General features: G+C 44.2%; 13 protein-coding genes and 1 tRNA gene. 5 read left to right on the top strand and 9 right to left on the bottom strand.

Annotated features, from left to right (window positions below):
• The first annotated feature begins 47 nt into the window (after nucleotides 1-47).
• Together JUB15_RS00940 and JUB15_RS00935 are read left to right on the top strand one after the other, a co-directional pair.
• Entirely contained in the window at nucleotides 48-1,196 is a 1,149-nt protein-coding gene (locus JUB15_RS00940) for a sensor histidine kinase (RefSeq protein WP_207510365.1), read from the top strand.
• A 396-nt stretch (nucleotides 1,197-1,592) separates the two neighbouring features.
• A tRNA-Leu gene (locus tag JUB15_RS00935) sits at nucleotides 1,593-1,676 on the top strand.
• A 128-nt stretch (nucleotides 1,677-1,804) separates the two neighbouring features.
• On the opposite strand, the gene JUB15_RS00930 is transcribed toward JUB15_RS00935, so the two are convergent.
• From JUB15_RS00930 to JUB15_RS00915, 4 genes are all read right to left on the bottom strand, one after another.
• On the bottom strand, nucleotides 1,805-2,455 hold the full coding sequence (locus tag JUB15_RS00930) for an NAD(P)-dependent oxidoreductase (protein WP_207510364.1): 651 nt from the start codon (nucleotides 2,453-2,455) through the stop codon (nucleotides 1,805-1,807).
• Nucleotides 2,456-2,518: 63 nt separating this feature from the next.
• Nucleotides 2,519-2,926 carry an RrF2 family transcriptional regulator gene (locus tag JUB15_RS00925; protein ID WP_207510363.1) on the bottom strand — a complete coding sequence of 136 codons (408 nt, stop codon included), beginning with the start codon at nucleotides 2,924-2,926 and terminating at the stop codon, nucleotides 2,519-2,521.
• A gap of 170 nt (nucleotides 2,927-3,096) precedes the next feature.
• On the bottom strand, nucleotides 3,097-3,744 hold the full coding sequence (locus tag JUB15_RS00920; RefSeq protein WP_207510362.1) for a hypothetical protein: 648 nt from the start codon (nucleotides 3,742-3,744) through the stop codon (nucleotides 3,097-3,099).
• A gap of 105 nt (nucleotides 3,745-3,849) precedes the next feature.
• On the bottom strand, nucleotides 3,850-4,665 hold the full coding sequence (locus JUB15_RS00915; RefSeq protein ID WP_207510361.1) for a helix-turn-helix domain-containing protein: 816 nt from the start codon (nucleotides 4,663-4,665) through the stop codon (nucleotides 3,850-3,852).
• A 233-nt stretch (nucleotides 4,666-4,898) separates the two neighbouring features.
• Here JUB15_RS00915 and JUB15_RS00910 point away from each other — a divergent pair, with 233 nt between their 5' ends.
• On the top strand, nucleotides 4,899-5,417 hold the full coding sequence (locus JUB15_RS00910) for a hypothetical protein (protein WP_207510360.1): 519 nt from the start codon (nucleotides 4,899-4,901) through the stop codon (nucleotides 5,415-5,417).
• A 124-nt stretch (nucleotides 5,418-5,541) separates the two neighbouring features.
• On the opposite strand, the gene JUB15_RS00905 is transcribed toward JUB15_RS00910, so the two are convergent.
• Both JUB15_RS00905 and JUB15_RS00900 read right to left on the bottom strand, forming a co-directional pair.
• The gene (locus JUB15_RS00905; protein ID WP_207510359.1) at nucleotides 5,542-6,258 is read right to left on the bottom strand and encodes a Crp/Fnr family transcriptional regulator; all 717 of its coding nucleotides are present in this window, start codon (nucleotides 6,256-6,258) and stop codon (nucleotides 5,542-5,544) included.
• Between the two features lie 348 nt (nucleotides 6,259-6,606).
• The gene (locus JUB15_RS00900) at nucleotides 6,607-6,903 is read right to left on the bottom strand and encodes a hypothetical protein (RefSeq protein WP_207510358.1); all 297 of its coding nucleotides are present in this window, start codon (nucleotides 6,901-6,903) and stop codon (nucleotides 6,607-6,609) included.
• 773 nt (nucleotides 6,904-7,676) lie between these two features.
• On the opposite strand from JUB15_RS00900, the gene JUB15_RS00895 reads away from it, so the two are divergent.
• A complete protein-coding gene (locus JUB15_RS00895) occupies nucleotides 7,677-10,025 on the top strand; it encodes a YCF48-related protein (protein WP_207510357.1) in 2,349 nt (782 codons plus the stop codon).
• Nucleotides 10,026-10,321: 296 nt separating this feature from the next.
• Here the strand turns inward: JUB15_RS00895 and JUB15_RS00890 are convergent, their stop codons facing one another.
• Both JUB15_RS00890 and JUB15_RS00885 read right to left on the bottom strand, forming a co-directional pair.
• Nucleotides 10,322-10,810, bottom strand: a complete 489-nt coding sequence (locus JUB15_RS00890) for a CAP domain-containing protein (protein ID WP_207510356.1) — start codon at nucleotides 10,808-10,810, stop codon at nucleotides 10,322-10,324.
• Nucleotides 10,811-10,829: 19 nt separating this feature from the next.
• Nucleotides 10,830-11,594, bottom strand: coding sequence for a GH12 family glycosyl hydrolase domain-containing protein (locus JUB15_RS00885; protein ID WP_207510355.1), 765 nt, complete (start codon nucleotides 11,592-11,594; stop codon nucleotides 10,830-10,832).
• 342 nt (nucleotides 11,595-11,936) lie between these two features.
• Between JUB15_RS00885 and JUB15_RS00880 the strand changes: the two genes are divergently transcribed.
• The gene (locus JUB15_RS00880) at nucleotides 11,937-12,689 is read left to right on the top strand and encodes a sulfite exporter TauE/SafE family protein (RefSeq protein WP_207510354.1); all 753 of its coding nucleotides are present in this window, start codon (nucleotides 11,937-11,939) and stop codon (nucleotides 12,687-12,689) included.
• Nucleotides 12,690-12,695: 6 nt separating this feature from the next.
• Here the strand turns inward: JUB15_RS00880 and JUB15_RS00875 are convergent, their stop codons facing one another.
• Nucleotides 12,696-13,079, bottom strand: coding sequence for a response regulator (locus tag JUB15_RS00875; RefSeq protein WP_207510353.1), 384 nt, complete (start codon nucleotides 13,077-13,079; stop codon nucleotides 12,696-12,698).
• Between the last annotated feature and the right edge of the window lie 475 nt (nucleotides 13,080-13,554).

The raw sequence follows: 13,554 nt of genomic DNA, 5'->3' as shown, positions 1-13,554 counted from the left end.
TCAACCAAATAAAGGATGCAAAGGAACGGTTTTTATAAATTAGTTACATGATTCAACCGCTTTTTAACTGGAGAACCGGATTAGCCCTCATTGCCATAGCAATTGTAAGCGGTACTATCTTTTACTCCCAATATCTGGCCCGCAAAATTGCCCGTGAAGAACGTCAAAAAGTAGAAGAATGGGTAGAAGCCACCAAATTGTTGTTGTACGACACTACTGGTTTGAGCGATAAACTGGTGAGCGTCATCATTGCCGAAAATAATACAGTACCCATCATTGTTACTGACGAAAAAGGCCATATCCTCGATCATGTGAACCTCGACTCTGTCAGCGTGGCGAATGACAGCAATTATGTACGAAAGCAATTAAATGAGTTCCGGTCGCAGAACCCCACCATTGAATGGGTTGATCCGCTGAACCCCGCAGAAAAAAACCTGTATTATTATGGTCATAGTTCTTTGTTAAACCAGGTGCGTTATTATCCGCTGGTACAGTTATTCATTGTGAGCATGTTCATTTTAATAACCATCCTGGCGCTGACCACCAGCTTCCGCTCTTCGCAGAACCAGGTTTGGGCCGGCATGGCCAAAGAAACGGCCCACCAGCTGGGAACGCCATTAACTTCGCTGCAGGGTTGGGTAGAAATGCTGAAGGAAACTTATCCCGCAGAAAAGATCGTGCATGAAATGGAAAAAGACGTGAACCGGTTAAAGCTGGTATCCGACCGCTTTGGAAAGATCGGCAGCACGCCGCACCTCGAAAAGCATAACATTGTTGCGCAGGTGGCAAGTATGGTCGAATACATTCGCAAACGGGCAACCGGCAAAGTGCAGTTTGTGCTGAACACCCGCGGTATCAATGAGATCTATTCCATGATCTCCCCGCCCCTGTTCGACTGGGTAATTGAAAATCTGCTCAAAAACGCCCTCGATGCCATGGAAGGGAAGGGCACAATCACGCTTACTATCTGGCAACAGGACAAACAAACCTATATAGATGTTACCGATACCGGCAAAGGCATTGCCAAACAGAATGTCAACAAGGTTTTCAAACCGGGGTTTACTACCAAAAAACGCGGCTGGGGGCTGGGACTGAGCCTGTCAAAGCGCATTATTGAACAATACCATAAGGGACAGCTATTTGTAAAAAGCTCCGAACCGGGTAAGGGAACCACCTTCAGGATCGTACTGAAATAGTTACCGGTTCCAACTGGTTACCGAACGGATTTTCTTTTTGCCCCATGCGCCTGCCTGCGGCAGGCAGGTTGGGCGTTCGGCGTTTAGCGGTTGTCGTACAGAATCGATGCCGGTTTCCGGCTTTCTGATCCTGTTTTTTGGGGACCAGCTTTTTGCTACTATCGCCACCTGTTGTGTCACTCACTTGTACGTTCGGTTCCTTATTCGGCAATTGGAAGCCGTTCGGGCTGTATGCGGTTCGGCCCGAATGGTCAGATTTTCAATCATATTAGCCAGTCAGCTTTCATGCTTAATCTTCTTAGGTTTCAAACAACTATTTTAGAGTTGATCTACAGTTTTTTAATTTTCTTTCCAATATATCAGTAAATCAATTAAATTTGCGACCCAATTCTAAGTGCCCAGGTGTTGAAACTGGTAGACAAGCCACTTTGAGGTGGTGGTGCTGGAAACGGCGTGCAAGTTCGAATCTTGTCCTGGGCACAAAGGCCCCGACGAAAGTCGGGGTCTTTTTATTTAGTGCGGGCCGGCACGCGAAGTGTGCAAAGGCCTCTGAGTAAGAGCAAGTAAAAAAGATCATTCAAAAATTCCTCTTAAGCACAAAGGTCTGCTTAATAAGCGACTGTAAACCGTTTGCGGATGTGCTTCGGTTGTTCTAATTCATCAACGATCGCAACCGCAACATCCTCTACAGAAATAAAGCTGCGCCCCTCTTCATTGTAAACAGGGGTGTCCAATCCGGTGCGGTACTGTCCCTTTCTTTCCCCTGAAGTTCCCCGATGCATTTCAAGGGCCGGACTTAAAAAGGTCCAATCCAATTCGGGTTCTTTTTTAACAATATTCAAATAGTCTCTAGCGGCTAAAGCACCTGCTTTCCATTCAGCCGGAAAGGCCGGCGTATCAACTTTCTGCACACCTTCGGCAACAAACAAACTACCTGCTCCACCAATCACCAATAATCTTTTCACACCAGCTTTTTTTACACCTTCCTGTATGGCTTGAGAGCCCTGCAAAAACTCATTATACAAATTCGGATTAGTCCATCCGGCATTATATGCACTGATTACGGCATCGTGTCCTTTCACAGCATCTGCCACTGCATCTGCATGTAACACGTTTACCTGTTTAGCCACTACATTGTCTTTTTGATGCATCGCCTTAAAATTACGCGCAATGGCTGTTACCCGGTGCCCTCTTTCAAGCAGTTCATTCAAAATTGCTGTACCCACAAAGCCAGTTGCTCCAATTAATGCTACTTTCATTGTTTGTGTTTTGTGTTTAAAATATACTGTAGTAATTATTGTTACAGTTTGTAACAAAAAAAATTAATTAAACTTTTTAGCGAAATCTTTTACCGTGGTCTTACCCAATTGATTTAAAAATGCTTTATCGGCTGAACTGAACAAATCATTTAAATGGCCATTAATTTGCTTACCAATTGGGCACTCAGGATTAGGGTCATTCGACCTGCCAAGCAATGGGCTTTCATTAAGGGATTTATATACTTCTGATAACCGAATGTGAGCTGCGGGTTTTCCCAGTGAATAACCACCGCCTTTGCCTTCTTTGCTTTCTATAAATCCATGTGCCCGAAGGTTACCAATCTCTTTACGAACCACAGCTGGGTTAACATTGATACTGTTTGCAATGAACTCGGAAGAAAGCAGCTCGCCCTTCTTTATTTCAAGAAGAGTAAGAATATGCAGTGCTGTAGCGAAACGTCCGTTGTTCATACTGTAACAATTCTTATTACAGTACAAAAGTATAATTTCTTTCCATGCCTTTTTCCGAAAAAACAATTTTTTAACAATAGTGAGGAATTGACTGTGAGCAAAAGGGAAAAAATCTTAAAAATCCACTGTGAACGTAATTCGTTTGTCTAAGGTAGCGCACGGCTATGAATTCAGGGAAACAAGCTCAAATCATCGCGGTAAACCAGCGTTTCCGAGGTCATGGAATGGATCGCTTTTGTTTTCATAGCCTGTTCTATTGAAGATAGGTCTTCCGCTAAGTTCGCAAACCGGCTAAATGCGGCAAAGCTGTTTAATCCGATCAACAGACAAAACTGGTTACAATCACCTCCGTCAATCAGCTTAAAAGTCATAAAGGATCCTATGCCGGCCGACTGATACATGGTCTTTAATTTTTCAAGCACCTTTTTGCCGGCTAACACATCTATACAACTTATCGTTATCAGGCGAATAAATTTTGATCGCAAGCTGTTGCTATCGGCAATACTCAGCGCTGGTAAATGTATCATTTTACGAGCCGCCATAAAATCGCCAAACGGGTATGTGTGCAGTCGGTTGTCCGCTGCATCGGCTGCCGGTTTTACCGGTGTATCAAAATCGCTCCAGGCATGATTAAAAGTAGCATCAACAAATTGACCACTCCTTTCGCCGGATATTATATACCAGCCATACCAGGCCCATGGATCTTTATTGTCTTTATGCCACTGCAGATGCTGCTTGTACCCATTTTCAAAATTCTTTTCCAGTCCGGCCCTCGGTTTCCAGAATGAAAAATGGGCCACCTGGTTTTCTTGCGCCATTAGATTAGCTGACGCCATGAACAGAACTACCATCAAGGCTTTCATGCTTTTTTTCAGCGAAGCTATTCAGCGCGGGCAGGAAAAAAATGTAAAAAAATGAACTGGTCACATTTCCGTGAAATAATCATTTATATGATTATAATTCTTAAAATACTCCTTTGGCAATTTTCCGGTAACCGATTTGAACAATTTTATAAAATGCGACTGGTCGAAGAAATTGGATTCATAACAGCATTCCGTGAGCTTTTTGTGCGGGTATTTATTTTTATAACTGATAAAGCTGTTAAGCTTTACAATATTACAAAATGATTTGGGATTGATCCCTACAGACTCTCTGAATACAGTGTCAAAATACCGTTGTGATATACCTGTTCTGTTAAGTAAATGACTGATCGAAATATCACCTTTGCTTTTTATTATTTCCTGCACTGCATAATCTATGTAATGAAACCTGTTAACTGACAGATCGGCCTTTTTACATAGTTGCAGCAATACCATTTCCAGCTTGCTGCAGGTTTCCTCAAAATGTTCGCTAATACAATTTTTCAATATATAAGCCGCAGGAATATCATGAAGCGGTAGCATATTGTTGGTTAATAAGTCGGCGGGAAACCCAAATAAAAAATGTAAGGTGTGCGGATGAAACCGGATCCCATACAGCAGGGAGTTGTTTTCCAGTTCCAGCGAGTAACTGCGCAGTGTTTGCCCCGCAAAAAACGCATCAGGTTCTTTGATCCAGCGGGCGCTCTCTGTGGTCCTTTTCGCATTTTCGCCTGTGACATGAAAGATGATCTCATGATGGCCATCCGGCAGGATATCTTCCCTGTAGGAAGCATCGTTCAGCCCAGTGACTTTGAGCTGCCAGAAAGATTTTACCAACCCTGTTAACGCTGATGGAATATATGTCTGAAGTGCTATCATGACGTTTGCGACCTATTCGAAGATAAACAAAATCCCCTGCAATGCCAGTTATGCGCGCAAGTTCGCTAATTGGTGGCGCTGTGCACAGATTACCAGGTATTTTTCACAGTTAAAAATCCTTGCAGATCAGCAGATCTACGAGTTTTTTTTCGTTCTGCGCAATTTCCGGGAAAAAGAAAAAAAATATATTTTAGCGCTTTGTTTGCACCGTATCTCTGAAAAAATCCGACATTATGACAAAACCTGCTATCCGTTCAGCAATCGCGCAAGATGCGGACGATAAACGTTCCATTCGCTGGATCATTCTCATCCCATTTATAATAGTACTCGGTGTATTGGCTGCCATTGTAAGACAGGGGGAGACAACTAATTCCAAACAGCGCCTTGAGGCTGTAAAGCCAGCTCAGCACGGCGCTCTTGCCGGTAGCGATGCAAGCATTAAAAAGATGGTCAGGAATAATATCTGGCTGTACGTAAAAGCGGAGAGTAATGATTATGATAAAAAGGGACTGGGTGGAATTTCCAATCTCGAGATCAGTGTAACCAATCCAACCGATTACACGCTCGACAAAGTGCGGGTAAAAATAATGTATGTAAAAGCCAACGGTAGCATCTTCGAAACCAAATACGAGGACTTCTTCTCTGTAAAGCCCAATTCAAAAGCAACCCATAAGATTTCCGATACCAAACGCGGCACCAGCGTTAAGTATGAGATCAGTTCAATACGGTCAAAAGCGTTGGGTTTAAGCTAACCTGAGATTTTAAATAAGAGTCCTCCCGATACATCGGGAGGACTGATGTGTCAGAAGCGGCTCCGCCAGCTTCTGTATATCCCGTTTTAATCTACCTTGCACGTTATGAGAGCTGATAGCAGCTCTAATTCAACATGGTTCTCAGCTTGGCTTCATTGAGGATCGTTATGTATCCTTCGCTTATCTCAATGAGTTTTTCCTGCCTGAATTCACCCAGTGTCCTGATCAATGATTCCGTAGCTGTTCCGGCAATGGCTGCGAGGTTATCTCGGCTGATCTTGATAGCGTCTTTGTATTTCCGGCTTAACAGGATCAACGCTTCCGCCACTTTTTTGCGAAGGGAATTATAAGCCAGCCCCAACAGCAGCTGCTCTTTGTCTGTTATATCTCTCGCGAGCAGGGTTATAAACTTGCGCGCAATCTGCCAGTCGGTCTCCATCAAAAGATCAAATTCATCTTTCGAGATAACCGCCAGTTCAGCATATTCAACCGCTACCGCTATATCTTTATACACCGTTTCTTCCAGCAAGGCAACATAGCCAAGATATTCCCCCTCGCCATAAATGCCGGTTATCAGTTCCTTACCTTCGGGGTTACACTTATATGTTTTTACAATTCCTTTCTTTATATAGAACAGCTGTACCGGGTGATTGCCTTCGCTGTAAATAACCTGTTTCTTTTTATACTTATTGATATTTGTATTTTGTTGGAACAACGCGGTTAACCGGTCGGCTTGCTTAATGCGTGCATAAGCGTTAGAACCATTTTCAAATAAAGGTGTAGTAGTTTCTATCATGTTATGGTTCTGTGTATTATTTTCAATTACAAGCAGTCTTTTCATTGTGTAATAAGTTTAAATGGTCATGGCGGTGTGTACCCGTGACGAACTATAATAAAATAATTTTAGTAGCAATTCAATTGAGCAATTGTTTTCAAACAATTTCAGGGTAGCAGCAAACGACGCTGCATAATTGGCCAGGGAATATTGATTAATGAGCGTTTTTCAGGAAAATCAGAGTATGCGCAATCCAGGAAGAAAATAAGCATCATGCATTAACGTTAGTCGACTCTTCAACACTGATAAACAAATATAACAATTATTTTAAATATTCAGTATAAGCGCAAAATCTAAAAAGTATTCTAGTTGGTACATTTAATAATTCCTAAAGGTCTACCATTAGCCGGCCGGCTAATTAATTATCCTTAGCGTATCTGTCAACATTTTAAATGCAGCTTTTTCCTCTATGGACGCGTTGCCAAATTGGGCCGGACAAAGAGATATGCCGGTTGATGGGTCATACTTCAAAACAACAATGCCTGCACCAAAACAAAATTGCCAGTAGATGATATTATCCTGCTTCTCTTTATTGCAAAACGAAATGCCTATCTCATGCCGCAGCCAATCTGCTGTAGTATAGAAATACGAAGTCTCACATTGAGAAGCCAGAACTACCTCTGGATAGCCGTTCTTAGTTTGCATTGTCATATAGCGTAAATTTGCGGGTTATCTCCAAATGGTAAATTTCGCAGGATATCTGGCAGGAAGGTATTATTATAGAGTAAGTTATGTTTTTTATACATGAAAAACTATGACCATGGTCATAGTTTGTATATAACTTTAGTAAGTTCTCTTTTTATTATCTCTGCTCAAGTTTGTGATAAGTACGGCAAGTTACTGCTGCAATAAAATCAATGGAATAGAAAGCTCCTTTCAGTTTAATCTGTCAATTGACATTAATCAAAATAATTTTACAAAGCTTCTGCGCCGGTACGCTTTGCACATCTTCTTCGTATATTAGTATCAGTTCGATCGGGCGTATTGGTTTCGTTTACGTCCGATGTTATTTGGTATTTCAAGTATATTGTTCTCTCCGGTTATACCATGAGCCGGTTTGATTTTATTAAGCATCATTTGAACACAAGAAACGTTCTTATCCTCTGTAGTTTTTTGTGTTGGCGATAGATCCGGCAGTTACTGTCCGGATCTATTTTTTTGTACCTCCGCTAACCTTCCCGGTATTAACTGCTACTTCATGATGGCAACATTGGTAACAGGTACCTGCCCATAAATGCGCCACCCGAAAATGGAAAAAATCTCGGAAATGGAATATTTTTAAAACTAATATTTGCCTATAACCTTGTAAAATAGACATTTATAAAATTTAACCAGGGTATTGCCTTAGGGAATTTGCTGAAAACATTTACTTTTACCTACTGGATCCTATTAAAAGCAACCGTAATCCCTAGTTCCAAACCGTTATGAAAACAGTTCTTTGCAAAAAAACCCGGGCATTCCTGTGCCTTTACGTCACCGCGTTTGTTTCCCTGGCCGCTTCGGCCCAATGGTCTGAACAAAACAGCGGGACTAACTTTACCCTGTACAGTGTACATTTTGAAGATGCGAATACCGGCTGGGCGGTAGGCAGCTCCGGCGCTATTCGCAAAACCTCCAATGGGGGCGCTAACTGGTTTAACCAGAACAGCCCCACTAACGAACGATTGAACAGTGTTTTCTTTGTCAACACAACTACCGGCTACATCGGCGGTAACAATGGCACCGTACTAAAGACCATCAATGGCGGCGCCGATTGGAATAACCGTGACATCAATACCGGTGAAGAGGTCAACAGCATCTTCTTCATAAATGCCAATACCGGCTGGGCTGTATGCGATGGTGGTGAAATTTATAGAACCATCGACGGCGGCACCAACTGGACTGCACAAAACAGCGGCACTAACCGTGACCTTCTTCATGTAATGTTTGTTGATGCCAATACCGGCTACGCTGTAGGCACCAACGGCACTGTTCGAAAAACCACTAATGGCGGCACGAATTGGGACAATGTGAATAGCGGCAATTCCACCCTGAATGCCGTTCACTTCGTGAGCGCCACTACCGGTTGGGTAGTTGGTGACAATGGCCTCATACGTATAACCACTAACGGCGGTAATGACTGGACCACCCAAACCAGTAATACCAATGTGAAACTGAACAACATTTATTTTGTAAGCGCTACTACCGGTTTTATAGCGGGTGATAATGGCGTTGTGCTGAAAACAAATAACGGTGGCGCCTCATGGGGATTACAAACTACCAATGTCGGGGATGATCTTGAAGGTATTCACTTCATTAATAGCAATACCGGCTGGGCATGCGGCGACAATGGCACCATAATAAAAACAATCAATTCAGGTAGTTTTACCTGGACAGAAGAAAACAGCGGTACTACCCGAAGCCTCTATGATATTTTCTTTGTGAACGCTACTACCGGCTGGGTAGTAGGCGACCAGGGCCACATTCGCAAAACGACCAATGGCGGGATTACCTGGAGCTACCAGGACAGCGACTTAAACGGTGACGAAGACCTGCACAGTGTTTTTTTTATTGATGCCAACACAGGCTGGGCCGTCGGAAATGGTGGCACCATCATTAAAACTTCCAATGGCGGCACTGAATGGGACAATAGGCACAGTGGCACTAACAACACCTTGCGGAGTGTTTTTTTCGTCAATGCCACCACCGGCTGGGTAGTTGGTTCTAACGGTACCATTCGCAAAACAACCAACGGCGGTACTAACTGGTTCTACCAGGACAGCGACCTGGACGATGATGAAACCCTCTATGATGTTCAGTTTGTTAATGCCAATACCGGCTGGGCAGTAGGCGATAACGGCGTCATACTTAAAACAACCGACGGCGGTACTAACTGGAACGAACAGAACAGTAATACGAACGAAAATCTGCGCGGTGTTCATTTCCTGGATGCCAATACCGGCTACGCCGTAGGTGATGAAGGCCGTATTCGTAAAACAACCAATGGCGGTACTACCTGGACATCGCTCACCAGCGGCACTAATGAGCAATTGAATGAAGTTGTTTTCGTAAACGCTACCACCGGCTGGATCGTTGGTGATAATGGCACCATCCTTTTCACCGTTGATGGCGGCACTACCTGGGTCGATCAAACCAGCAATTCAAACCAGGATATCAACGCCGCGTATTTCATTAACGGCACCACTGGGTGGTCGGTAGGTAATGCCGGCGAAATTCAATCCTACAATATGACCCCATTGCCAGCCAGCTTCTCGTACTTTGAAGCAAGCAGCACCGATTGTAATACTGCCCGCTTGCAATGGGCAACGGCCAGCGAAAACAATAACAGCCATTTCACTATTCACTGGTCAACCAATGGCAGCAACTGGCAATCTGTAGGCACTGTTAAAAGCCAGGGCCATTCGAATAGCACGCAATCTTATTCTTTTAATTATACAGGATTGAACCACGGAGCCAATCATTTCAGATTGGTACAGGTTGACCACGACGGCCGGGCCGCTTATTCAAGAACGATCACGGTAAACAAATCCTGCGAGTTAGCCCGTACAGACGTACAGGTGTACCCCAACCCCACCCGCGCATCAGTAACAGTAAGCTTAAGCAATACATCACTCATAGGTACAACAGCCCGCCTGGTTAACCAGCAGGGACATGTACTGCGCCAGTTTACCATCACGAATGTTAAAGCACCATTGCATTTAACCGGTTTGCCTGCGGGAATATATTTTGTGATCACGGCTGATAAACGATCTGTGAGAATTGTAAAAGAATAAACGCGGAACGCTAAACGCTTAACCTGCCTGCCGGCAGGCAGGCGCCGAACGCAAAATACAAACAAAACCTGCCTGCCTGCCTTGCTTCGCCGAAGCTTCGCGAAGGCGCAGCAAGGCAGGTGCGGAACGCGGAACGGTGAACGCTGAACGCTGAACGCAAAGCGCAGAACGCGAAAAGCAAAAGAAAAGGGTGAGTTTCTCATGACGGAGGAACTCACCTTTTTTGTGAAGTGGTAAATCATAATAGCGTCCGGGCTGCACCGGCTTCAGTGAGCGTCCTGAGAACCGTCACTGGATTAATAATAGCTGCCAAACTCCTGCACCCAATAGGTATTAACCTGGGCGGCACCCATTTCGGTATGTGCTGCATCCATCACAGCCCTGCAATGGCTGTCGCTTCTCAGCCAGGCTTCCATCACACTTTGCTGCGAGCTAAAACCTTTGGCGATATTTTCCGTTACATGATTTCCGGCATATCCAACTACAACAGCCCGCTGTATGGGTGAACTGCCATTGGGGGAAATATGGCTGAAGTAGTTGTTCGCTTCCATGTCCAGGGCATGCGCCAGCGCAGCAGCAGCCAGGGTATCGTTCCAGCTTAATGGTTTCACCGGCGGCATCCAGGTATCAGCACAATTACATCCCGTGCTTCTCAACATATTCACCGCCGCAAGCATTTCCTGCTGCACCATCATCGTTACAGGCCTCTCTTTGCGGCAGGCCGGCCATGCAATAATTGCCAGGATAAACCAGCACCAGGTACATTTTGTTATAACCGAATTCATAGAACCAGCCGGATTGTAATTAATTAAAACTGACAGAATAACTGTTGGTTGTCCATTGAAGGCCGGAGCCATTATTACCAAAGCTCGAAGTGATCTCATAACCGAACTGTACATCGCCAATGGTAATATTGCCGAACCAGCCCTGGTTCCTGATCCAGTTGGCAATGGCTCTGATATCCACAGACGTGTTATTGGTTTTGGACGTGCGCAGGAACGAATACACGTTATTACCGCCATTATGCCCACGGAATACATTCCAGGTAGTGCCGCCCACCGATAAATTGGTATACACCGGCACCGGGTTGCCCGATGCATTCCAGTTGTAGGAAATGGGTTTAATGTTTCCAGACCCATTGCTATTGCTGGTATAATTCATCCACAGCATAATTTCATGCTGGTGATTATTATCCCACACATCATAACAGGCCGTCCACGCGCCCCCTGATGGTGTGGCAATACTAATGCTGCTGGTTAATGCATTCAGCGAACCAAGCGCCCGGTTAACATTCCGGGTACTGTTGGGATATGATTTTACGCCCCCGGTGTTGGGATGGTTCGCCCATATACCCCAGTTGCTATAGCTGTTGGCCCAAATGGTTTGAGAGCCGGCGCCACTACCCCAGATATTATTATACAGGGTGTAGCCGCCGTTTGACCAGGTGCCCCATTGGGCGCTGGACGACCACGCAGCTTCCACTTCCTGTTCGGGTGTGCTGGTGTTCTTTTTACAATTGGCGAGGAAAATGGCAGTACAGGCCAAAGCAATCGTTAATTTTCGATTCATGGTGATAAAATTTAAGGTTAAAAAAAGCTCAATGCTTAATGCTGAAGGCTAAAAGCTCAAAGCTGAATGCTGAATGCTAAAACCCCTACCTGCAGGGTTCCTTCCGCCTTCGCTGACGCTACGGACCGGCAAGCGTTCACCATTTTTGCGTTTGGTTGTGCGTTCCGCGTTAAGCGTTCTGCGTTCTGCGTTAAGCGTTCTGCTTTTGCGTTTTGCGTTTTGCGTTAAGCGTTAAGCGTCTTATGAATTTACCCACCATGAACCAGAATGAGGGTAGTTGAATGTTTATAAAAAGGGGAGCGAATGTTATATTTGGCTTTTTTACAATTATACTGATCGCACATGGGTTTGTTTGCTGCGTACTCTACCTCCAGCCTGTTACTGATAGCGTTGTCAGCTTTTATTATCGGACTATCCAAAGCTGGTCTCAAGGGCATTGATATGCTGAATGTTACTATAATGACCATCGTATTTGGCGGAAAAGCCTCTACAGGCATTGTATTGCCCTTATTATGTGTAGCAGATATTATGGCGGTAAAATATTACCACCGGCATGCGCAGTGGTCGCATGTAATCAAGCTGATGCCCTGGATGATCGTTGGCATTTTAGTGGGCGTTTTTGTAGGCAGGGACCTGAACGAAGCTTTATTCAGAAAAGTAATGGCCACCATCATTGTACTTACGGTGGTGATCATGCTGGTGATCGAATTTCGCAAAAGCCTGGTAATACCCAGGAACAAATTGTTTGTATCTGGTATGGGACTGGTATCGGGATTTACTACCATGCTGGGCAACCTGGCAGGTGCTTTCTCGAATATCTACTTTCTTGCCATGCGTTTGCCCAAAAATGATTTTATTGGAACCGGCGCCTGGATCTTCCTGATCATTAATTTGTTCAAACTACCTTTCCAGGTCTTTTACTGGCATAATATCACCTTCACCTCACTGCTGACCGATCTGGCGCTGGTGCCCTTTCTGATCCTTGGCTTCTGGTGCGGCATAAAACTGGTGGCCAGGATCAAAGACGATCAGTATCGCCAGGTCGTGATCGTGTTAACACTCATTGGCGCCATTTTTATCTTTCTGAAAAGATAGAGTCCTTTATTTGTTCATCAGACCTTTTAAAGCCTGGCTCAACTCTTCGAAGGAAGCATCTTTCGACAGAAACCCATCGGCTCCGAGCTGCAACGCCTTATTGATGTAGGATGTGCTGTTATGCATAGAAAAGAACAGTATCTTAATGCCGGGCCAGTCTTTTTTCAAGGCCGTGGCCACTTCAAACCCGTCCATTACAGGCATATTTATATCAAGCAGGCAAATAGCGGGCGGAGCCTGCAACTGGGATAATTTATCGAGGAACTCTTTTCCATTTTCTGCCGTAAGCACCACATTAAATCCGAGCAAATTTAACCGTAAAGTAATAGCCTGTCGCAACATCGCATGATCATCCACTACCGCAATTGAAACGGGCTGTTCGTTTTCCATAGCAATTATTCAATAATATATTTTATTCATCAATACACCTGGCACCATTTGAGCATTTCAATGGCCTGTAAATGGAATCCATCACTTTAAAGAATTAACCTACAGGAGGGATTAAAGACCGGTTCCTGCATGTATGCTGTTACCTGCAGAAAACCTGGTAAGCTATAGCTTTCGAAGGGTGCGAAGAACCAGAACTGCCAAATACCTAAGGTGATTGGGTATTTATGCAGTAATCTTAAAGGTCCATGACAAAAATAATTTTAATAATGATGAGACTAGCAAATACGGGTGGGCGTAAGTGTAAAAAACTGACAGTTTTTTCGATTGCTAAATATTTTTATTTAGTGGCCCTATAATTCGTTTGTCTAAAGTCAATGAGATTTACAAACGCTTTCTTATCCTCACGGGCCAATATTAACCCTTCGCAACGAAATAATTCATGGCAGAGCTGCTGACGGCAGTCATTTATTCGGCT

This window comes from Longitalea luteola, assembly GCF_017356035.1.
Taxonomy (GTDB): domain Bacteria; phylum Bacteroidota; class Bacteroidia; order Chitinophagales; family Chitinophagaceae; genus Niastella; species Niastella luteola.
Note: the sequence above shows the minus strand (reverse complement) of the source record. Positions and strands in the feature narration are given on the sequence as shown.

Bases quoted from the DNA above. Each gene is read 5' to 3' on its own strand.
- JUB15_RS00880 (WP_207510354.1), top strand. From the start codon at position 11,937: ATGGGTTTGTTTGCTGCGTACTCTACCTCCAGCCTGTTACTGATAGCG.
- JUB15_RS00910 (WP_207510360.1), top strand. From the start codon at position 4,899: ATGACAAAACCTGCTATCCGTTCAGCAATCGCGCAAGATGCGGACGAT.
- JUB15_RS00925 (WP_207510363.1), bottom strand. From the start codon at position 2,926: ATGAACAACGGACGTTTCGCTACAGCACTGCATATTCTTACTCTTCTT.
- JUB15_RS00915 (WP_207510361.1), bottom strand. From the start codon at position 4,665: ATGATAGCACTTCAGACATATATTCCATCAGCGTTAACAGGGTTGGTA.
- JUB15_RS00930 (WP_207510364.1), bottom strand. From the start codon at position 2,455: ATGAAAGTAGCATTAATTGGAGCAACTGGCTTTGTGGGTACAGCAATT.
- JUB15_RS00885 (WP_207510355.1), bottom strand. From the start codon at position 11,594: ATGAATCGAAAATTAACGATTGCTTTGGCCTGTACTGCCATTTTCCTC.
- JUB15_RS00890 (WP_207510356.1), bottom strand. From the start codon at position 10,810: ATGAATTCGGTTATAACAAAATGTACCTGGTGCTGGTTTATCCTGGCA.
- JUB15_RS00905 (WP_207510359.1), bottom strand. From the start codon at position 6,258: ATGAAAAGACTGCTTGTAATTGAAAATAATACACAGAACCATAACATG.
- JUB15_RS00895 (WP_207510357.1), top strand. From the start codon at position 7,677: ATGAAAACAGTTCTTTGCAAAAAAACCCGGGCATTCCTGTGCCTTTAC.
- JUB15_RS00875 (WP_207510353.1), bottom strand. From the start codon at position 13,079: ATGGAAAACGAACAGCCCGTTTCAATTGCGGTAGTGGATGATCATGCG.
- JUB15_RS00940 (WP_207510365.1), top strand. From the start codon at position 48: ATGATTCAACCGCTTTTTAACTGGAGAACCGGATTAGCCCTCATTGCC.
- JUB15_RS00920 (WP_207510362.1), bottom strand. From the start codon at position 3,744: ATGGCGCAAGAAAACCAGGTGGCCCATTTTTCATTCTGGAAACCGAGG.
- JUB15_RS00900 (WP_207510358.1), bottom strand. From the start codon at position 6,903: ATGACAATGCAAACTAAGAACGGCTATCCAGAGGTAGTTCTGGCTTCT.